Below are 21,256 nucleotides of genomic sequence, written 5' to 3'. Positions count from 1 at the left end.
AAGTATTTAAGTTGTTATAGTAGTATATTAAAGATTATAATAAATAAAATATTTGTGTATGACATATATAAATGAATGAAAAAGTTAAATGTATAGTAAAGGCACTTCATAAATTATGAAGTGCTTTTTATTATTGTAAAAATAAGTAATATATTATGAATAACAAAAATAATAACATTAATTAAATCTTAGATAATCTTAGGTATAATATATGATTTACTTTGAAAAAACTTCAATTTTAAGGTGAAATAACATGATTGTATTAAATTTTATTGAAATAATAAAAATTATTTACTTAATATAACTTATTAGTTAGAATTATACTAAATAATTAAGGAGGTGAGTAGCGATAGATGAGATAGATTTAAAAATAATTAATTCTCTAAAGAAGAATAGTAGAGCCTCAACTTCTGAAATAAGCAGGCAAGTCAATTTATCAATACCAGCAGTATCAGAACGCATAAAGAAAATTGAGCAGTCAAATATAATTCAAAAGTATACTATCCAAATCAATCGAGAAAAAACAAAATATAAACTTTTAGCTTTTATATTTATCAATACTGATTTATCTGAAAGTATGGAAGATTTTAAGCAAACTATATTGAAACATGAGACTGTATTGGAGTGTCATCATATTTCAGGAGAGTATGATTATTTGATAAAAGTATTAGCAGAAGATACAAGTGACCTTGAAGAATTTATATCTGTTACATTAAAAAGAATCAAGGGAATTCAGAAAGCTAATACAACTATTGTTCTATCTACAATTAAAGAAGAAATTAATACATGTAAAAATATTTTTTAAATATATTAGCAGCTAAATATTAAGTATATTACTTATCTTTATTTTAACTAAACTTTAGGAGGAAAATATAATATGAAAATTTTAGTTTTTTTAGCAAAAGGTTTTGAAACTATGGAATTTAGCGTATTTATAGATGTTATGGGATGGGCTCGTAATGATTATGATTGTGATATCGATGTAGTAACTTGTGGCTTTAAAAAGAAGGTTATAAGTACGTTTAATATTCCAATACTTGTTGATAAGACCATAGAAGAAGTATGTGTTGATGATTATGATGCTCTTGCTATTCCTGGAGGATTTGAAGAGTTTGGATTTTATGAAGAAGCATATGACATGTCTTTTTTAAACTTAATAAGAGAGTTTGATTCAAAAGAAAAGATAATTGCGTCTATTTGTGTGGCGGCATTACCAGTTGGTAAAAGTGGAGTTTTAAAAAATCGTAAAGCTACTACATATCATTTGAAAAATGGTCAAAGGCAAAGACAGTTAAGCGAATTTGGTGTAAATGTCATTAATGAACCAATTGTTGTGGATAAAAATATTATAACTTCATATTGTCCAGAAACTGCTCCACATGTAGCTTTTAAACTTTTGGAAATGTTGACATCCAGAGAACAAATGGAGACTGTTAAACTAGCTATGGGATTTAAACTATAATGAGCTATAGGTGTTCTAAGTAATCAGAACCCCAATCACACATACAATCTAGAATTGGAATAATACTCTTTCCAAAATCCGATAGTGAATATTCTACTTTTGGAGGAACAATAGGATAAACAACTCTGATAATTAAACCATCTGCTTCTAATTCACGTAGCTGTTGAGTTAACATTTTAGGAGTTGCTTTAGGAATTAATTTTCTTAGTTCATTAAATCTCAATATAGTATCTTTAAGATGCCAAAGTATAAGTGTCTTGTATTTACCACCAATCAATGCGAGTGTTGCTTCTATTGGACAACTGTATTCACTAGAACATTTTTTCATTTTTAAGCTCCTTTCATATATTTTAAAGTATCTTTTTAGGTACTATATTACAAAAAAGTGCATTATTGTAATATAAAACTATAGTGATAAAATTATAGCATAGGTTAAATGAATCATCAACTTGACCTAATAAAATGATGGGAGGTAATTAAATGAATTTTGTCGAACTTGCAAAAAAAAGATATTCTTGTCGTAATTATCAAAATAGAAAGGTCGAAAAAGAAAAACTTGAGAAAATTTTAGATATTGCGAGAATAGCTCCAACTGGTGGTAATCGTCAACCTCAAAGATTAATTGTTATTCAAGAAAAGGAAGGGCTAAATAAACTTTCGAAGGCTGCTAATATATATGATGCACCATTAGCTATTATCGTGTGTGGAGATAAGGAAAAAGTTTGGACAAGACCTTTTGATGGGAAACAACTTACAGATATTGATACAAGCATAGTCACTGACCACATGATGTTACAGGCAACTGAACTTGGATTAGGAAGTGTTTGGGTGTGCTATTTTAATCCAGATGTAATTAGAGAAGAGTTTAGCATGCCAGATAATTTAGAACCAGTAAATATATTATTGATAGGATATGAATCTAAGACACCAGAAAGCCCAGATAGACATGAAAAAACTCGTGTCCCTTTAAGTGAAATAGTTTCTTATGAAAATATTTAGTCAGAAAAGCAAGTTACATACATGATAAGTGTCATAAAGTATTTACTATAAAGAAAGTTTAAAATAAGTAATATCTGCATGAAATTAATTTTGGTGAAGTATATCTAGTTTCAATAAAAGATATACTTCACTAATTTATTTGTTTAAAATATTTATTAAACATGAGGGATTTATGAATTAACTAAAATATATCTATTGAATTAACTTTTAAATCTGAAAAAGCACTTGAGACATAGTCTTTTATATCACTTAGATGCTCTTGAATTTGTTTTTCTGATATTCCATCAACTCCATATACAAAATACAAAATATTTTTAGTATCTTTTGTTATAGATGTTCGATTATCTGGTCCATTAAGAATGCTGGATAATATACCGATATTATCAGATAAAAATAAATCATGTTTTGTTAAAACCTGTTCTTTTCCGGTTATACCATAAAAATGTTCACCACCATTTGCTACATCTATTTTCAAAGGTAATTCTATCTTATCAAGGTTATGTCCTGCTGTTAGAAGAAGGTTTTTTAATTCTGCTAAAAACATTGATTCAACTGTTATGCCTACATCTGGGATACCTTTTGATTTTAACAAAAGAGATTCCAATTGAAGTAATACAGGGTAAGTTTTCTTGAATCTTTTATAATATTTTATGTAATTTGAAATGGGTTCTGTTTTAATTTTTTCTTGACGATTGTACTCTGGTCTTTGCTTAAGGATAGTTTCAGTTACAGAGTTTTTAAGAAATAGAAAATTTTCTTTATTAGGATTTGAATATGTAATATTTATAACCATAACTCCAAATTTAATATTAGGATACATTTCTTTTACTTTATTTGATATTTCTAGCATAATATAGACTCCTTTTTATTTTTTATTTTATGATATAATCTTAGCAAGATAAAAGTGGATTTTGTAGTTCCACTTTTATGTCAATTTTATAGAACCACTTTTGGAGGTATTAAAGTGTGGATTACGATTAATAGAAATAGCAATATATCATTATCAAGACAAATTTATTGTAAGATAAAGGATATGATTTTGGACGGAACCTTAAAGTTTGAACAAAAATTGCCATCATCTAGAACGTTGTCAAAGGAATTATCTGTTTCTCGTAATACGGTTTTGGATGCATATAATCAATTAATGGCAGAAGGATATTTGGATACAAAAAATGGATATGGTACATTCGTATCTAAAGGAATATTAGAATATAAAGTTGACTTTAAACTAAATTATACTTTTGAAAGTGTAGATAATTTGCACATCAATAAACAAAAGAATTGCATAGATTTTCGTTCTGGTATTCCAGAATTAAAACTATTTCCACGTAAAGAATTTTCAAAGCTATATAAACAAATACTATATGATTTATCAGATTCAGATTTTAGATATGGAAGTGTGGCTGGTGTATGGTGCTTGAGGGTAGAAATATCTGAGTACTTATTTCGAACTAGAGGGATTAGATGTAATCCAAAAAATGTTATGATTGTTTCTGGCTCAACACAGGGATTATCTCTAATTTCACAACTTTTATATAAGAACAATAAAAAAGTAGTTGTAGAAGACCCTATCCATAAAGGATTATTAAAGGTTATTTTGTCTGCTGGATATTCAGTTGTTGGAATTAAAGTGGATGATAAGGGTATTAATACTGATTTAATAAAATCAGTAAAAGATGTTTCTTTTGTTTATACTACACCTTCTCATCAATATCCCTTAGGAGGTATTTTACCTATTCAAAGAAGACTAGAACTTATTAGATGTGCGACAGAGAATAGTTACTATATAATTGAAGATGACTATGACAGTGAATTTAGATATGAGGGGCCACCAATTAGTTCCCTTTATGAACTTAATCCAAGAAAAGTAATTTATATAGGTTCTTTTAGTAAAATATTATCTCCAGCTATTCGTGTTGGATTTATGTTACTACCAGACAATCTTTTAGAGGATTATAAAGCTTTAAAAATGTACTCTGATGTTCATACAGAAACTATAGTTCAGTATGTACTAGCTGAGTTTATTAGAGATGGAAGCTTAGAAAAGTATATATTTAGAATGAAGAAACTATATAATAGAAAACGTAAACACCTCATTGAAGTATTAAACACTGAGTTTAAAAATGAATTTAAAATAAAAGGTGAGGCAGCAGGTCTTCACATAGTTGTGCATTTTTATAATATTAAGTTTACAGAAAGCTTAATTAATAAAGTTTTTGAAGCAAATATAAAAGTTTATCCTATACAACAGTATGCAATTAAGGATATATTAGAATATGACCATGAAATTATACTAGGTTATGCTCATCTTAGTCTCGATGAAATTGAAAAAGGTATAAAAATACTCAGTAGAATAATACATATGAACCAAGATATATAGATAGAATCTATAGCAACTTATATAATAGATTCAATCGAGTTGACATTTTAATAATAGTTATTATATTAATGTATCATTATTATTTTTATATTGGAATGTTTAATATTATATTGTGGATATTTTGTTACTATTAACTAAGTTAAGATAGCAATTTATATTAAGAAAAAAGTTTTTGCATAGGTTATAATACTTAAAAGGAGATGATGGAGTTGAAAACAAATACAGATGTGATTATGGAAATCATTGATTATATAGAAGAAAATCTTACAGAAAATCTAAATTTAGATAAAATAGCTGATATTGCTAATTATTCAAAATATCATTTACACAGAATGTTTACAAATATTGTAGGATGTACTATTCATCAATACATACAAAGAAGGAGACTTACTGAAGCAGCTAGACAACTTATATTTACAGATAAATATATTATAGACATAGCTATTACAGTAGGATATTCTACACATCAATCATTTACACTGGCATTTAGAAACTTATACAAAGAGTCTCCACAAGTATATAGAAATAAAGATGAGTTTTATCCTATACAACAGAGATTTGTTTTAAATCTAAATCATCAAATCCAAAATGCAAAATGTATGTCTTATACAAGTATTAACTATAAACAAAGAAGAGATGAAATCAATTCTTATCTTAACTTTAACATTAATTGTGAGGTGAAAGTAGCATGAGTTTAGTACCACATGTAATTGAACAAACTGGTCAAGGGGAAAGGTCTTATGATATATATTCGAGATTATTAAAAGATAGAATTATATTTATAGGAGAAGAAATTAATGATGATATTGCAAGTCTAGTAGTAGCTCAATTACTGTTTTTAGAATCAGAGGACCCAGATTCAGATATAATTATATATATAAATAGTCCTGGAGGCTCTGTTACAGCAGGATTCGCTATATATGATACGATGCATTATGTAAAATGTGATGTATCAACTATTTGTATTGGTATGGCTGCAAGTATGAGTGCTTTTTTACTTGCAGGAGGGACAAATGGAAAAAGATGTGCTTTACCCAATGCAGAGATTATGATTCATCAGCCAATGGGTGGAGCTAAAGGTCAAGCAACTGATGTAAAAATAGCAGTAGATCATATGTTGAAAACAAAAGAAAAATTGGATGGAATTCTTTCTAAAAATACAGGAAAATCAATAGAAGATATTAGAATAGATACAGACAGAGATAATTTTATGACTGCACTAGAGGCTAAAGAATATGGGCTAATTGATTATATAATGAATAAAGAAGAGTAGAAAATTTATTTCAGAATCCAATCTACAATATATAGATAATGAAAAATAACCATGTTTAGATAAACTTGGTTATTTTTTATTTCAAAAAGAAAAATTTCTTGGAATTATAACCATATTTTTTAATCAACCAACAATAGACCAAAATGGTTTTGAATTTCTCCTTTTTCTCTTAATGTATTTATTTCTAGCCCATTTGACCTTACTGTAGCAAATACATCAATGCCACAAGCTTCCATTGATGGAGCTGTTTTGTTAGGAAAATTACAAGTAGTAGGGTTACACTTAGCACACATTGTACAAGGTCCACTTCCAAAAGCAATTACTTTATAATATCCATCTAAAAACATTTCTCTTGCAAGTTTGACAGCTAAAGGAGTAACAATACTCATTTCATGACATCTAAATAGAATAGCCTTGTCATAACAATCTATTATTGCTTGTGTTTGCTGATAGGTTGGAACATTAGGTGGACAACAATGGCTATGACCAAATGTGTTACAACCAAATTGACACTTGTAAATCGTCCATGCTGCTGTAAGAATAGTTTTAGGGTCTATTGAAATAGCGATATCAGCTCCATTAGATTTTAATACCTCAAAGTATTTTTTCATAATTTGCCTCCCATAAAAATTAGTTTGATTTTTTATTATAAATGAATAAATAAATTTAACGATTTCTTATATTTATGATAGCTCAAAAATATATATCAAACAAATCAAAGTATTAGAATTCTGAATTAAATAAAAATGAACTATAGATATACTGGATAAATAAAGTTATATACTATTTTTTTGTCGTTAAAAGTTTATGAAATTTCAATAACAAATTGATGATAAATACCATATATTACTTATGTCTGTAATATATAGAAGACAAAGGAGTTGTACATTATGATTACAATAAGTTTGTGCATGATTGTTAAGAATGAAGAAGAAGTTATAGGAAGATGTTTAGAGTGTGTAAAAGATATTGTAGATGAAATTATAGTTGTAGATACTGGTTCTACAGATTCCACAAAAGAAATAGTCTCAAAATATACAGACAAAGTATTCGATTTTGAATGGATAGATGATTTCTCTGCTGCAAGAAATTTTTCATTTTCTAAAGCTTCTAAAGACTATATAATGTGGCTTGATGCAGATGACATAATTTTAGAAGATGATAGAAAAAATTTATTAAAAATTAAGGAAAGCTTAGATACTTCTATTGATATTGTAATGGCAAAATACAATGTTTCTTTTGATGAAAATGGCAAACCAACTTTATCATATTATAGAGAACGATTATTTAAGAGAAGTTCTAATTACAGATGGGTTGACCCTATTCACGAAGTAATACCTCTTGTTGGAAAACTATTTTATTCTGACATTGCAATATCTCATAAAAAACTACACAGACAGGACCCTCTAAGAAATCTTAGAATATTTGAAAAAATGATTTCAGAAGGTAAAGTATTAGAGCCAAGACATCAATTTTATTACTCAAGAGAACTTTATTATAATGCGAGGTATGAGGAAGCAATAGCAGGTTTTACTAAGTTTTTAGACTCAACTAGAGGTTGGATTGAGGATTGTATCAGTGCTTGCAGAGATTTAGCCACATGTTATTACTTAATTAATGATGAAAAAAATGCCTTATATTCTTTATTTAGAAGTTTTGAATTTGATGAGCCAAGAGCAGAAGTTTGCTGTGATGTAGGAAAGCATATGTTTGATAGACAAAAATATAAAGAGTCTGCTTTTTGGTATAAGGTAGCATTAACAAGAGATAAAGATGACATTAATGGAGGATTTAAATCAAATGATTGTTATGGATATATACCATATATACAATTGAGTGTTTGTTATGACAGATTAGGAGAAGCAGATAAAGCTATTTATTATCATGAAAAAGCAAAAGAAATCAAACCTAATGATAGCGCTATTTTGCATAATGAAACCTATTTTAGTAAACTTAAAAAATAATTGATAAGTCACAATAATACTAATTTTGACATATTATATAAAGAGCTTAAAAGCTCAAATATATTAGGAGGTGCTTTTAATAATGAGTAGAAATAAATATTTTGGCCCATTTGATGACAATGATTGCGACAATAATAGCTATGATGATTGCAATGGTGGTCATGATAATTTTAATAGCTGTGATTGTCACCATGGATGTCCACCATCATGTGTAGGGCCAACCGGTCCGATGGGTCCAAGGGGTAGAACTGGAGCAACAGGTCCAACAGGTCCGACAGGTCCAAGAGGCCCAGGAGTAGGAGCAACAGGCCCAACAGGCCCAACAGGTCCAACAGGAAATACAGGAGCAACAGGAAATACAGGAGCAACAGGATTAAGAGGTCCAACAGGAGCAACAGGGTCACCAGGTCCAACAGGAGCAACAGGAGCAACAGGATTTGGAGTAACAGGTCCAACAGGAGTAACAGGAGCAACAGGAAATACAGGAGCAGATGGAGCAACAGGCCCAACAGGTCCAACAGGAGTAACAGGAGCAAATGGAATAACAGGTCCAACAGGAGCAACAGGAGCGACAGGATTTGGAATAACAGGTCCAACAGGTCCAACAGGAGCAACAGGAGCAAATGGAGCAGCTGGAGGTACAGGTGCAGCTGGAGCAACAGGAGCAACAGGAACACCTGGAGCAACAGGTCCAACAGGTCCAACAGGTCCAACAGGAGCAAACGGATTAGCAGGTCCAACAGGTCCAACAGGAGCAACAGGAACACCTGGAGCAACAGGGATAACAGGTCCAACAGGAGCAACAGGAGATACAGGAGCAGATGGAGTAACAGGTCCAACAGGAGCAACAGGAGTAACAGGATTTGGAATAACAGGTCCAACAGGTCCAACAGGGGCAACAGGAATAGGAGTAACAGGAGCAACAGGTCTAATTGGTCCAACAGGGGCAACAGGAGCACCTGGAGTAACAGGTCCAACAGGAGCGACAGGAGCAACAGGAATAGGAATAACAGGTCCAACAGGAGCAACAGGGGCAACAGGAGCAGATGGAGTAACAGGCCCAACAGGAGCGACAGGGGCAACAGGAGCAGATGGAGCAACTGGAGTAACAGGAGCGACAGGAGCAACAGGAATAGGAATAACAGGTCCAACAGGTCCAACAGGCCCAACAGGAGTAGGAGTAACAGGAGCAACAGGTCTAATTGGTCCAACAGGGGCAACAGGAGATACAGGAGCAACAGGTCCAACAGGCCCAACAGGAGCAACAGGAGCAGCAGGCCTAATTGGTCCAACAGGAGCAACAGGAAATACAGGAGCAGATGGAGCAACAGGTCCAACAGGCCCAACAGGAGCAACAGGAAATACAGGAGCAGATGGATTAGTAGGTCCAACAGGAGCAACAGGAGCAACAGGAATAGGGATAACAGGTCCAACAGGCCCAACAGGAGCAACAGGCGTAGGAATAACAGGAGCAACAGGGGCAACAGGAGCGACAGGTCCAACAGGAGCAGATGGATTAGTAGGTCCAACAGGAGCAACAGGAAATACAGGAGCAGATGGAGTAGCAGGCCCAACAGGAGCAACAGGAGCAACAGGAAACACAGGAGCAGATGGAGCAACAGGTCCAACAGGAGCAACAGGAAACACAGGAGCAGATGGATTAGTAGGTCCAACAGGAGCAACAGGGGCAACAGGAGCAAATGGAGCAACAGGAGCAACAGGTCCAACAGGAGCAACAGGAAATACAGGAGCAGATGGAGCAACAGGCCCAACAGGAGCGACAGGGGCAACAGGAGCAGATGGATTAGTAGGTCCAACAGGAGCGACAGGGGCAACAGGAGCGACTGGAGCGACTGGAGCAACAGGTCCAACGGGTTCAACAGGTCCAACAGGAGCTAGTGCAATAATACCTTTTGCATCAGGTATACCACTATCACTTACAACTATAGCTGGCGGATTAGTAGGTACACCAGGATTTGTTGGTTTTGGTAGTTCAGCTCCAGGTTTAAGTATAGTTGGTGGAGTAATAGACCTTACAAATGCAGCAGGTACATTGACTAACTTTGCATTCTCAATGCCAAGAGCTGGAACAATAACATCTATTTCAGCTTTCTTTAGTACAACAGCAGCACTTTCAATTGTTGGTTCAACAATTACAATTACAGCAACACTTTACCAATCAACTGCACCAAATAACTCATTTACAGCTGTGCCAGGAGCAACAGTTACACTGGCTCCTCCTCTTACAGGTATATTATCAATTGGTTCAATTTCTAGTGGAATTACAACTGGATTAAATATAGCAGTAACAGCAGAAACACGATTCTTACTAGTATTTACTGCAACAGCTTCAGGTCTTTCATTAGTTAATACTGTAGCAGGATATGCAAGTGCAGGAATTTCAATAAATTAGATTAGACAATTAAAAAAAGGGGGCTGTCGCATGGGCAAATTAAATTTGTTCTGTGAGAGCTCTTTTTACTTATCTTAATAGGTATATTTTTAATTATTTTATATATAGTTTATTTTCTAAGTAAAATTATGCATGACAAATATAAGGTATAAAAATACCATTTTTTCAGATAATATTTGATTATAAATAATAAATTTAGAATGCTTTTTTTAAAGTATGAAGATATATTCCACATTTATTTTTTACTATTTTATTGTGTAGCCTAGAAATGTTATGAGCTATCGCTACAATAATACACTCTGATAGAACATTTTCTTTACCTCGGCTTAAAAATCTTCTAAATTTCATATTTTGTTTTACTTGAGCGAAAGCTCCTTCTGCTTGTATACTTCTATTCACTCTAAGTTCACACCCCTCCGGGCTCATAATTCTATTTAAGTTTTCTTTCCTTTTTTCATGAAACAACTTAGATACTTGTAAGTTTTTAGTCCTATTTTCAAGAGAAATCTTACTATTACTTCTCTTAATGCAACTACTTTTATATTGACAATCATGACATTCTTCACAAGTGTAACAAGTTATTTCGCTTTTATAACCTGTTTTTGACTTTCTATTTATTATTTTATTAGCAAGTAGTTTTTTATTGTTTTTACAAATATAATAATCATTTTTTTCATCATAATCCATGTTATCAATATGTCCAATATTATTTTTATATTTTCTAGTTTTACTAATTTCATAATTTGCAGGTTTTATGAAAGATAATTGATTATTACACTCTAAAAATGTATAGTTTTCCTCACTTTCATACCCAGAATCAGCAACTATTTTAGGATATTTGAATTTTGCATAGTCCTCAATCGATTTTAAAAACGGTATTAATGTTGTCGTATCAGTAGGTTGATGTCCTGAACTTACCCAAACTATATATTCTGAATCTACACCAAATTGTATATTATATGCTGGTTTCAATTGTCCATTTTTCATATGGTCTTCTTTCATTCTCATGAAAGTTGCGTCATTATCTGTTTTAGAATAACTATTCCGTTCACCCATTATATGAAGGTCTTTAGTATACTTTTTCAATCTATCAATATAATTATTTAATTGCTCTATAGATTTTTGAACCATAGATTTTTTCTTTCCTTTTCCATGAACAAATGTTATATTTAATTCTTTTGATATTTTTTTTAGTTTCTTTAAAAGTTTCTTCAAATGGTAGATTTTTATTTTATCTTTATAAATTACTTTAATACCAAAATCAGTTTCACATTTTAATATGAAGTCAGATATATTACTCATCATTTTAGCTATATTTTTATTTATAGCTTTTTTCCAAACAAAAGTATATCTATTTGCAGATGACTCTATTTTTGTGCCATCAATAAATAGAGTGTCCATTGAAATCTCCTTACTATCTCCAAGAAAGTTTGTAAACTGTGCAATCAAAGTTTTGCTTATTGGTGAAAAATGAATACTACGGAATCTTGCAATTGTTGAATGGTCTGGAGGTGAGGCTCCGCCTAGAAGATACATAAAGTTAATATCTCTTTTGCATGCTTTCTCTATTTCTCTTGAAGAATAAATACAGTTCATGTTTGCATATATTATAATTTTCAAAAGTTGTCTAGGGGTTACTTTATTTACTCTAACTCGAGAATAAGTCTTATATAATTTTTCTAAATTCATCTCCTCAATAATTTGACTTAATAACCTTACAGAATCATCTTTTGGAATCATGTAATCAATATTTAGTGGTAACTTAAATTGATAATTATCACCATAAGTAGTATAATCAGTTTGTATAGTATTTTGTTTTAGCATACAATTATTATACAGGAATCCCAAGCTCTTTTGAACTTGGGATTTATTTTTTTATACAAAAAAGGGCGTAGCACTATTTTATAGTGCGACAGCCCCTTTCTTAATATTAATTGATAAGCATAATGGAAAGTACTATTATATAATATAAAATAATAACATTAAACTTGGAAGATAAAATTGTCTAGGGGGGATATTATGAAAAATAAAATCGAAAGATTAATGAATAACTTTGTAAAAGATTATTGTAAATCAAATAATATAACTACAAAATGGCAAGAACTTTTATTTGCTTATGCATCTGCTGAAGATGATATGTTTCAGAAATTAAAAAGTGTTGTAGGAACTTCTCATGCAATGCCAAAAGACTTTCTGAAAGATGGTAAAACTATAATTACATATTTTATACCTTTTGATGAAAGTGTAAATGATAGTAACATTGGGGGATTTGAATGTTCAGAAATTTGGGCAAAAGCATATATAGAAACTAATAGATTAATTTCAGATTTGAATAATTTTTTATGTGAAGAGCTAGAAAAGATAGGATTTAGTTCATATGTTATTCCTGGGTCATATAATTTTGATAACAACAAATTAGTTAGCGATTGGTCACAAAGACATATCGCATTCATAGCAGGTCTGGGAACCTTTGGATTAAATAATATGCTTATTACAGAAAAAGGGTGTTGTGGAAGGATAGGAAGTATAATCACAAGTTTAGAGTTAGAACCAACTAAAAGACCAGAACAAGAATACTGTTTATATAAACAAAATAACAGTTGCAAAAAGTGTGTAAGTAAATGTGTAAAAGGAGCCTTAAAAGAAGATGGGTTTGATAGAAATCAGTGTTATGAGATGTGCATGTTAAATGAAGCTAAGTATTCTTATATAGGTGGATGTGATATTTGTGGAAAATGTATAGTTGGAGTTCCTTGTTCAGTAATAAGTCCATCAAGATAAAGATTTAATATCGATTAAAGATTCTGATTGTATGTGTAATGAGTCGTAAAGATAGAAAAAATATAAAATATAAATAAAGAATTTGTAATGATTGACAACCATTTATGCTATTGATAGACTTGTATGTATCGTTGTGACATGTAAGGAGGGGTGAGAATTTATGTTTGATTTAATCTTTATTTTTGCATAGCAAGGGCTATTGCAAATATAAAATTTAATATATAAATAGCCCTTTGCTATTCCTAATAAAAAATTAATATTTAATAGGAGAGCAAAAATGAGCTATAAAAAAGCAATACATATATTACCAGAGGAATTACTCAAATTGATACAAGAATATGTAGATGGAGAATATATATATATTCCTAGAAAATATAATAATAAAAAAGAATGGGGAAGTAATACATCTACTCGTGAGGAGTTATCAATTAGAAATATGCAAATTTACGAAGATTATCAAGTTGGATATGATTTGAAATATTTATCAGAAAAATATTATCTATCTTTGAAAAGCATTCAAAGAATTGTATTACAAGAGAAAAAGAAAAGATAGTTAAGAGTGAGTCAGTGTAATTTTATAATTATACTGACTCATTTTCTTTTGGTAAAAGTGTTTGAGGTATAGTTTCTTTTAGGTGGATGTTATAATTTAATTAATTTCAATAACTTATACAATTAGGTAACAAAGTTAGTTGTAAAGTACTTAATAAGAAGTAATAGTCTTTTGTATAAGCGAAATTAAAATTTATTAAAATTAGGAGGTCTTGTTTTGAGAAAAATACTTGATTATATTCCACCTTTTCATAACTTTCTATTAGATTAGTAATATTAATAGAAAGGAAATTTTGTTTATGCAAGAAATAATTTGGGAAGTAGAATATACTTCCCAGCTACCTGTAATTAGGTATTGTAAAAAATGTGGAAAAAAGACTGAATATATTTGTTCAGATTTATTTAGAGTTAATGCTCAACATAAATATTTAGATATATGGTTAATATATAAGTGTTCAAATTGTGATTCAACATGGAACTCAACTATATATTCTCGTGTTAATCCAAAAAGCTTGAATCCAGAAATACTAGAACAATTCCATACAAATGATAATAATCTTGTTAAGCAATATGCTATGAATGTAGAACTTTTACATAGAAATGGAGCAGAAGTTGGTATTCCAGAATATAAAATAGTAGGTCAAGAGATTAATATTAATGAATTTACACAAATTAGAGTTGTAAGTAAGTATCCGTCTCAACTAAAGGTATCAACATTATTACGTGAAAAACTAGGTCTATCCAGAAAGAAATTTGATGAAATGTTAGACTGTGGGATTATTAAAAGTATATCTGGAGTTGATTTAAAGAAAAGTAAATTAAATTATGAAATTATGTTAGAGATAGGTGAGGAGAAGCAGAAGTCTTCAAATTAGCTATAATAACTAACTTAATATATTTTCTATAACTAAATCAGTTTAAAAAATAGTGGCTATTAAAAATGAATAGCCACTATTTTTTATATAACTATTATCTCTCTAAATTTTTTAATATCTCATAGTAGTGTGCTATAGCCAATGTATTTGAGTTGTTTTTTTGACTCCATTTCATATTATATTCAGCATAAATCTATAAAAAATTTTATTATGATATTATTGATATTTATGTTTGCTTTATTTTATTCAGGATAGCATCTATAGCTGTATCAGGAACAACTGCCAAATCTTCTGCATTAAAATAATAGATTATATTAGAATCAAATAATATATTTGAATTTGGAGGAAACTCATCATCTCCAAACCAAAGTATAAATATCATAGAAGTATTACCTATATATGTAAACTTGTAGGCTAAATCACCCATGTCTACTTTCTCAGCTCCCATATTTTCCATAACCAACTTATATTTTTCTATTTGAGATGTAAAAACTTCTGAAAGCCTAGCTAGAGTTCTGTTTAAAAAGTTTGGATAATAAACATTGCCACCAGGTATTTCTTTAAAAGTTACATATTTATTAGTTCTAGGAATACCCTTAGCATTAATTAAGTATCTAATTATCAAAATTTTAAGTTCAAAGTTTTTACAGATACTACCATTATCATTCCAAACTTCTCCACTTTGATAATCTATGATATATCGTTTACCAAAAAAATTTAGTGTGAATCTGTTTAAATCACTGTTGAAAGATATATTACTTAAATTGCTAATTGTATGAGGGTCTAATTCTTTAAATTTTTCTCGAGCATAGTTAAATGGAACATTATAATTACTTTTTGTTAACTTTTCATCCATAATTTTTTCCTCCAATTTAAATAATTAAAGATGTGTTTAGAAGAAATTCTCTTATTATTGATTTTATTACATATTTAAAATATTACAATAATAAGTTATTAAATAAATTTTGCTATTTAAGTAAATACATATAAAATAAATACAAAGTACTTGAAATGTAAAGTTTTTGTATCTAAAATATTTTATTTGTAAAATATTAAGTAGTTATTGTAAGCTATAATATGGGAGTATAATAGTAGATGTAAATTTGCAAAGAGATTTATTAAAAGTACGGATTAAAATGTTATTAAACATATAAATGGAGGAGTTGTATGTCTAAGATATTAGTAATAGATGATGAGCTAGATATGTTAAAGCTGATTGAAAATGTATTAAAAAGAGATGGTCATGAAGTGAAGGTAATTAGTGATGTAGAGAATGCTATGGATATAAATTTTAACTCTTTTAATCTAATAATATTAGATGTAATGATGCCTAAGATTGATGGTTTTGAAGTATGTAAAGCTATAAGGAATAAGGTTGATTGTCCAATACTGTTTTTGACAGCTAAAAATATGGAAAGTGATATTATGTATGGTCTTGGTATAGGAGCAGATGATTATATAACAAAACCATTTGGTGTAGGAGAGTTAAGGGCTAGAATAACTGCTCATCTAAGAAGAGAAAATAGAGAGAAAAAAAATTTATTAACTATATCAAATGTTCAATTTAACTTTTTAGGTAAAGAAGTCTCAATTGATGGCAAAAAAATTAATTTTACTAAGAGTGAGTATTTAATATGTGAATTTTTAGCTAAAAATAAAGGGCAAGTATTTTCAAAAGAAAGAATATATGAGTCAGTATATGGCTTTGATGGAGAAAGTGATATAAGTGCTATTACAGAACATATAAAAAATATACGAAGCAAATTAAAACAATGTGATGTCTATACTATAGAAACTGTATGGGGTATAGGATATAAATGGGTGTAATAAATAGAAGTGTAATTTAGTGAAAATATTATATATATCTACAAAATGTTTGTAAAATATTAATCTATATATTAAAATTTAATTTATAGATTAATATTTTTTGTGAATGACAAAATTGTAAGGTATTTTGTTATAAAATATTAATATTCGTAGTGTATACTAATAATAAGGTATTTGGTATTAAATCTTGAGAAAAGGATGGTTATCTCTAATGGATAAACTAAAGAATATTAGAAAGAGTTTACTACAGTATACATTTTTATTTTTACTAATAGGTATAACGATTTATCTAGTGTTTAAAACATTAGACATTAAAATGTTATCAAATGTTATAGTTATGGTAGATAAGAAATTTTTATTCATAGGTGCTTTGGCAATAATGTCTCATATAATGCTTGAAGGAGTAGTAATGAAGATAATTATAGAAAGTACTCACAAAGTTAATATTAGATTTATTGGTTTTAAGTTGGCCATTATGGGATTCTATTATAATTTAATAACTCCTTTTGCTTCAGGAAGTCAACCAGTGCAGATATATGTACTTAAAAAATGTAAAATGCCACTTAGTAAGGCAAGTGCAGTTATTACCAATAAGTCTATTATTTTTCAAATAGTAGTTACTTTTTATTGTACAATACTTGTGCTAATGAATTTTTCTATGTTAGAAAAACAGATGAAAATGATTATGCCTTTAGTTTTTTTAGGGATAGCTATTAACTCATTTGTCCTAATTATGATAATATTAGTTATTTTAAATCCTGAAAAAATAAAATATTTTATGAGAGCTTCTATCAAACATATATCAAAGATTAAATTTTTGAAATTTTTAGATAATAAGATTGACTCTATAGAAAGTTTTATAGATGATTATAGTAAAGCGATAAGTTTTTTTGCCAAGAATAAAAAAGTATTAATTTCAACTATAATAGTAACTTTTATTCAATTAAGTGCTTACTTTAGTGTTTCATTTTGGATATACAAAGCATTTAATTTACAAGGTTACAGTTACGTCTATATATTAACACTACAAGCATTTTTATATATGGCGATATCACCAATACCAACACCTGGGAATGTAGGAGCTAATGAATTGGCATTTTTCACTATATTCAAATCAGTATTCCCTCAATCTTTGATGGGATATGCAGTATTTTTATATGGTGGGTTTATGTACTACTTGATTCTTATTGGAAGTGGAATATTTACTGTAATCACTCACTACAGAATGAAAAATAGGATTGGAAGAAATGTAGTTTTAAGTGAAAATTAAATAGATTTAAATAAGCGTATATTAAAAAATATGTCATAAGAGCTAGAATATTTTAATTAGATAGTTGAAATATAAAGATTATTATGACATATTTTTTTTAAAAATATAAAAGGAATTGTGAGAAAATTGTTGAATTTAATAGATAGTATTGCAAAATATTTGTAATTTTGCATATTATAAAAACATTTCATTATCTTTAAGGTAAATTTTACTTATCAGGGGATAAATCTAAGGGGGGAAATGTATGGAGAAAAAAATTTTAACAGTTTGTCCATACTGTGGAGCTGGATGCCAACTATATCTAGTGGTAAAAGACAATAAGATATTAAGAGCTGAGCCAGCTAATGGTAGAACAAATCAAGAAAGTTTGTGCTTAAAAGGTCGTTATGGATGGGATTTTCTAAATGACCCTAAAATTTTAACACCTAGGCTAAAAAAGCCAATGATAAGAAAACAAGGTGTATTAGAAGAGGTTGAATGGGATGAAGCTATAAGTTACACAGCTTCAAGATTAAATGAAATTAAAGAAAAATATGGCCCTGATTCTATTATGGGAACAGGTTCTGCAAGAGGACCTGGTAATGAAGCAAACTATATAATGCAAAAATTTATGAGAGCTGCAGTAGGAACTAATAATGTTGACCATTGCGCTCGTGTCTGACATGCACCATCTGTAGCCGGTCTGGCTTACTCATTAGGTAGTGGTGCAATGTCAAATTCTATACCAGAGATAGAAAATGCAGATGTCTTATTTATATTTGGATATAATGGAGCAGATTCACATCCAATAGTAGCAAATAGAATAGTAAAAGCTAAAAAAAATGGAGCTAAACTAATTGTTACTGACCCTAGACTAACTGAATCTGCAAGAATTGCGGATATACATCTACCTATAAAAGGTGGAACAAACATGGTTTTAGTAAATGCTTTTGGAAATGTATTGATAGAAGAAGGTCTTTATAATAAAGATTTTGTTCAAAATCATACACAAGGTTTTGATGAATATAAAGAAATTGTTAAACCATATACAGCTAAATATGCTGAAAAGATTACAGGAATTCCAGAAGAGCTTATAAGAAAAGCTATGAGGGAATATGCAAAAGGTAAGAAAGCTATGATACTTTATGGAATGGGTGTCTGTCAATTTGGACAAGCTGTTGATGTAGTTAAAGGACTTGCATCAATTGCTTTACTTACAGGTAACTTTGGTAGAGAAAGCGTTGGAATAGGACCTGTACGTGGACAAAATAATGTTCAAGGGGCTTGCGATATGGGAGCTCTTCCTAATGTATATCCAGGGTATCAAAATGTAACTGATGATAAGATAAGAGAAAAGTTTGAAAACGCTTGGGGAGTAAAGTTATCTCCTAATAATGGTTATAGTTTAACTCAAGTTCCAAATTTAGTACTAAAAGAGAAAAAGCTTAAGGCTTATTATATATTTGGAGAAGACCCAGTACAAAGTGACCCAGATGCATCAGAAGTTAGAGAAGCACTAGATGAGTTGGAGTTTGTAGTTGTTCAAGATATATTTATGAATAAGACAGCGCTTCATGCTGATGTTATACTTCCAGCTACTTCTTGGGGAGAACATGAAGGAGTATATACATGTGCAGATAGAGGATTCCAGTTGATGAGAAAGGCTATAGAGCCACAAGGAGATGTAAAACCAGATTGGCAAATTATAAGCGAAATTTCTACAGCAATGGGATACCCTATGAACTATAAAAACACTAAAGAAATATGGGATGAACTTAGACAATTATGTCCAAGTTTCTTAGGTGCCACTTATGAAAAAATAGAAGCTCAAGGGAGTGTTCAGTGGCCTTGTAAGAGTGAAAGTGTAGAAGATAAAGGAACTATGTATTTATATGAAGGTCAGAAGTTTTCTACTCCTAATGGAAAAGGTAATTTATTTGCTGCTGAGTGGAGACCTCCTATGGAAGTTGAAGATGATGAGTATCCATTTAGTTTATGTACTGTAAGAGAAGTTGGGCATTATTCAGTAAGAACTATGACTGGTAACTGTAGAACGCTTAGTTCATTAGAAGATGAACCAGGTCGTGTTCAAATAAATTGTAATGATGCCGAGAAACTAGGGATTGAAGATGATGAACTAGTTAGAATCAGTTCAAGAAGAGGAAGTGTAATAACAAGAGCAACAGTTACTGATAGAGTTAAGGAAGGTGCAACATATATGACTTATCAGTGGTGGGTTGGAGCTTGTAATGAACTTACAATAGCAAACTTAGACCCTATATCTAAAACACCAGAATATAAATATTGTGCTGTTAAACTGGAGAAACTTGAAGACCAAGAATTAGCAGAAAAATGTGTGAAAGAAGAGTATCAAAATCTTAAAGATAAAATGACTGCTACAAATATTTAGTAGTTAATTTTAATAAAGATTTATAAAAAGCGGAAAGGCTAATATTTTATGAATAATATATACTCAAAAACTAAATTACAAGAAAATAGCAAGGATGAAGTTTTTGAAAACAGTTATAGTCTAGTGGATTATGAATATTTAAATTCTTTTAATGTAGAAATAAACAAAGTAAATGAATATGAACTATCAACAGACAATGAAGAAATAATTGCAGAATATCCGCTTAGTTTTATTTTGAATGATAAATATGTAAATACATTTTTATGTACGCCATATAATTTAGAAGAACTTGTAGTTGGTTTTTTGAAAACAAAGGGATATATAGAAAACAAAAGAAGTTTATTAAGCTTGGAGATAAATGAGAAGGAACGTTTTGCAAAAGTAAATATTCAAAATAAACAGGAAAGCGAAGATGAGCAAATTATATTTTTGAATTCACTAGACTATATAAAATGTACTCCTGTAGAGAGTGATATAAAAATAAATTATGATACAGTTTATAGCATAATGGATAGAAATTTAAATTCGTCATACTTATTTAAAAACACGGGTGGGGTGCATAGTGTGTCCATATTTAATTACAATGAAAATATAGTAACCTGTGAAGATGTGGCTAGACATAATGCAATGGACAAGGCAATTGGATTTTGTGTCTTAAATGAGATATCCTTGAAAGATAAAATTATAGCAGTAAGTGGAAGAATATCATTAGAGATGATATTGAAAGCGGCTATGACCCAAATTCCTATTGTAGTATCAAAATCAGCACCAACTAATTTATCAATAGAGCTTTCTAAAAAATTAAATATAACTCTTATTGGGTTTGTGAGAGGAAGACGAATGAATATTTATGCAAACCCACAGAGAGTTATCAAAAAGTGAGACTGAGTATATGTGTGCTAAAAAAGAAGAACAAAAATATTCAAAGTGTGAAATCTGTGGAGCATTAATTGATGACACTGATAAAGTATATGAAAACACATACAATTTGTGTAAAAAATGTAAGCGAAATATAAGTACTGAGAAAATATTAAAATATATAAATATATATAATGAAAAATAACTAGGGAT

Annotated in this window: 21 protein-coding genes; 16 read left to right on the top strand and 5 right to left on the bottom strand. The window is 30.0% G+C overall.

Going from position 1 to position 21,256, the window contains the following annotated elements; genetic code table 11:
- The first annotated feature begins 349 nt into the window (after nucleotides 1–349).
- Complete coding sequence (locus tag ACTG46_RS17920) at nucleotides 350–805, top strand: Lrp/AsnC family transcriptional regulator (RefSeq protein ID WP_054277686.1); 456 nt, start codon at nucleotides 350–352, stop codon at nucleotides 803–805.
- Nucleotides 806–877: 72 nt separating this feature from the next.
- Nucleotides 878–1,462 carry a DJ-1/PfpI family protein gene (locus tag ACTG46_RS17915; RefSeq protein ID WP_167641094.1) on the top strand — a complete coding sequence of 195 codons (585 nt, stop codon included), beginning with the start codon at nucleotides 878–880 and terminating at the stop codon, nucleotides 1,460–1,462.
- Nucleotides 1,463–1,466: 4 nt separating this feature from the next.
- Here the strand turns inward: ACTG46_RS17915 and ACTG46_RS17910 are convergent, their stop codons facing one another.
- Nucleotides 1,467–1,790, bottom strand: coding sequence for a winged helix-turn-helix transcriptional regulator (locus ACTG46_RS17910; protein WP_054277684.1), 324 nt, complete (start codon nucleotides 1,788–1,790; stop codon nucleotides 1,467–1,469).
- 152 nt (nucleotides 1,791–1,942) lie between these two features.
- On the opposite strand from ACTG46_RS17910, the gene ACTG46_RS17905 reads away from it, so the two are divergent.
- On the top strand, nucleotides 1,943–2,461 hold the full coding sequence (locus ACTG46_RS17905) for a nitroreductase family protein (protein WP_167641095.1): 519 nt from the start codon (nucleotides 1,943–1,945) through the stop codon (nucleotides 2,459–2,461).
- 181 nt (nucleotides 2,462–2,642) lie between these two features.
- Here ACTG46_RS17905 and ACTG46_RS17900 read toward each other — a convergent pair whose 3' ends face one another.
- Nucleotides 2,643–3,311 carry a phenylalanine--tRNA ligase beta subunit-related protein gene (locus ACTG46_RS17900; protein WP_167641096.1) on the bottom strand — a complete coding sequence of 223 codons (669 nt, stop codon included), beginning with the start codon at nucleotides 3,309–3,311 and terminating at the stop codon, nucleotides 2,643–2,645.
- 114 nt (nucleotides 3,312–3,425) lie between these two features.
- On the opposite strand from ACTG46_RS17900, the gene pdxR reads away from it, so the two are divergent.
- From pdxR to clpP, 3 genes are all read left to right on the top strand, one after another.
- Nucleotides 3,426–4,841, top strand: coding sequence for a MocR-like pyridoxine biosynthesis transcription factor PdxR (gene pdxR / locus ACTG46_RS17895; protein ID WP_479923337.1), 1,416 nt, complete (start codon nucleotides 3,426–3,428; stop codon nucleotides 4,839–4,841).
- Nucleotides 4,842–5,050: 209 nt separating this feature from the next.
- Nucleotides 5,051–5,533, top strand: coding sequence for a helix-turn-helix transcriptional regulator (locus tag ACTG46_RS17890; RefSeq protein WP_054271768.1), 483 nt, complete (start codon nucleotides 5,051–5,053; stop codon nucleotides 5,531–5,533).
- A complete protein-coding gene (clpP, locus tag ACTG46_RS17885; protein WP_054271767.1) occupies nucleotides 5,530–6,114 on the top strand; it encodes an ATP-dependent Clp endopeptidase proteolytic subunit ClpP in 585 nt (194 codons plus the stop codon). The genes ACTG46_RS17890 and clpP overlap by 4 nt, the downstream gene beginning before the upstream one ends.
- 119 nt (nucleotides 6,115–6,233) lie before the next feature.
- On the opposite strand, the gene ACTG46_RS17880 is transcribed toward clpP, so the two are convergent.
- Nucleotides 6,234–6,725: a DUF2284 domain-containing protein gene (locus ACTG46_RS17880; protein WP_167640306.1), complete on the bottom strand. Its 492-nt coding sequence runs from the start codon at nucleotides 6,723–6,725 to the stop codon at nucleotides 6,234–6,236.
- A 279-nt stretch (nucleotides 6,726–7,004) separates the two neighbouring features.
- On the opposite strand from ACTG46_RS17880, the gene ACTG46_RS17875 reads away from it, so the two are divergent.
- Nucleotides 7,005–8,078 (top strand): glycosyltransferase, encoded by a 1,074-nt coding sequence (locus ACTG46_RS17875; RefSeq protein WP_479923336.1) that lies wholly within the window; start codon nucleotides 7,005–7,007, stop codon nucleotides 8,076–8,078.
- 541 nt (nucleotides 8,079–8,619) lie between these two features.
- Complete coding sequence (locus tag ACTG46_RS17870) at nucleotides 8,620–10,491, top strand: exosporium glycoprotein BclB-related protein (RefSeq protein WP_479924078.1); 1,872 nt, start codon at nucleotides 8,620–8,622, stop codon at nucleotides 10,489–10,491.
- A gap of 195 nt (nucleotides 10,492–10,686) precedes the next feature.
- Here the strand turns inward: ACTG46_RS17870 and ACTG46_RS17865 are convergent, their stop codons facing one another.
- Nucleotides 10,687–12,315: an IS1182 family transposase gene (locus tag ACTG46_RS17865; protein ID WP_167641160.1), complete on the bottom strand. Its 1,629-nt coding sequence runs from the start codon at nucleotides 12,313–12,315 to the stop codon at nucleotides 10,687–10,689.
- Between the two features lie 195 nt (nucleotides 12,316–12,510).
- Here ACTG46_RS17865 and ACTG46_RS17860 point away from each other — a divergent pair, with 195 nt between their 5' ends.
- From ACTG46_RS17860 to ACTG46_RS17850, 3 genes are all read left to right on the top strand, one after another.
- On the top strand, nucleotides 12,511–13,272 hold the full coding sequence (locus ACTG46_RS17860) for an epoxyqueuosine reductase (protein ID WP_479923335.1): 762 nt from the start codon (nucleotides 12,511–12,513) through the stop codon (nucleotides 13,270–13,272).
- 277 nt (nucleotides 13,273–13,549) lie between these two features.
- Nucleotides 13,550–13,825, top strand: a complete 276-nt coding sequence (locus tag ACTG46_RS17855; protein ID WP_054277675.1) for a CD3324 family protein — start codon at nucleotides 13,550–13,552, stop codon at nucleotides 13,823–13,825.
- A gap of 298 nt (nucleotides 13,826–14,123) precedes the next feature.
- Nucleotides 14,124–14,699 (top strand): DUF1062 domain-containing protein, encoded by a 576-nt coding sequence (locus ACTG46_RS17850; protein WP_054271761.1) that lies wholly within the window; start codon nucleotides 14,124–14,126, stop codon nucleotides 14,697–14,699.
- 226 nt (nucleotides 14,700–14,925) lie between these two features.
- Here the strand turns inward: ACTG46_RS17850 and ACTG46_RS17845 are convergent, their stop codons facing one another.
- The gene (locus tag ACTG46_RS17845; RefSeq protein ID WP_479923334.1) at nucleotides 14,926–15,555 is read right to left on the bottom strand and encodes a DUF3786 domain-containing protein; all 630 of its coding nucleotides are present in this window, start codon (nucleotides 15,553–15,555) and stop codon (nucleotides 14,926–14,928) included.
- Between the two features lie 311 nt (nucleotides 15,556–15,866).
- On the opposite strand from ACTG46_RS17845, the gene cprR reads away from it, so the two are divergent.
- From cprR to ACTG46_RS17820, 5 genes are all read left to right on the top strand, one after another.
- On the top strand, nucleotides 15,867–16,526 hold the full coding sequence (gene cprR / locus ACTG46_RS17840; protein ID WP_479923333.1) for a two-component system response regulator CprR: 660 nt from the start codon (nucleotides 15,867–15,869) through the stop codon (nucleotides 16,524–16,526).
- A 211-nt stretch (nucleotides 16,527–16,737) separates the two neighbouring features.
- Nucleotides 16,738–17,796, top strand: coding sequence for a lysylphosphatidylglycerol synthase transmembrane domain-containing protein (locus ACTG46_RS17835; protein WP_167640300.1), 1,059 nt, complete (start codon nucleotides 16,738–16,740; stop codon nucleotides 17,794–17,796).
- 244 nt (nucleotides 17,797–18,040) lie between these two features.
- The gene (gene fdhF, locus ACTG46_RS17830) at nucleotides 18,041–20,185 is read left to right on the top strand and encodes a formate dehydrogenase subunit alpha (protein WP_079740432.1); all 2,145 of its coding nucleotides are present in this window, start codon (nucleotides 18,041–18,043) and stop codon (nucleotides 20,183–20,185) included.
- Nucleotides 20,186–20,233: 48 nt separating this feature from the next.
- Nucleotides 20,234–21,067, top strand: coding sequence for a formate dehydrogenase accessory sulfurtransferase FdhD (gene fdhD / locus ACTG46_RS17825; protein ID WP_479923332.1), 834 nt, complete (start codon nucleotides 20,234–20,236; stop codon nucleotides 21,065–21,067).
- Nucleotides 21,036–21,248, top strand: a complete 213-nt coding sequence (locus ACTG46_RS17820; RefSeq protein ID WP_167640292.1) for a hypothetical protein — start codon at nucleotides 21,036–21,038, stop codon at nucleotides 21,246–21,248. The genes fdhD and ACTG46_RS17820 overlap by 32 nt, the downstream gene beginning before the upstream one ends.
- Nucleotides 21,249–21,256: the final 8 nt, after the last annotated feature.

This window comes from Clostridioides sp. LIBA-7678, from assembly GCF_056716065.1.
Note: the sequence above shows the minus strand (reverse complement) of the source record. Positions and strands in the feature narration are given on the sequence as shown.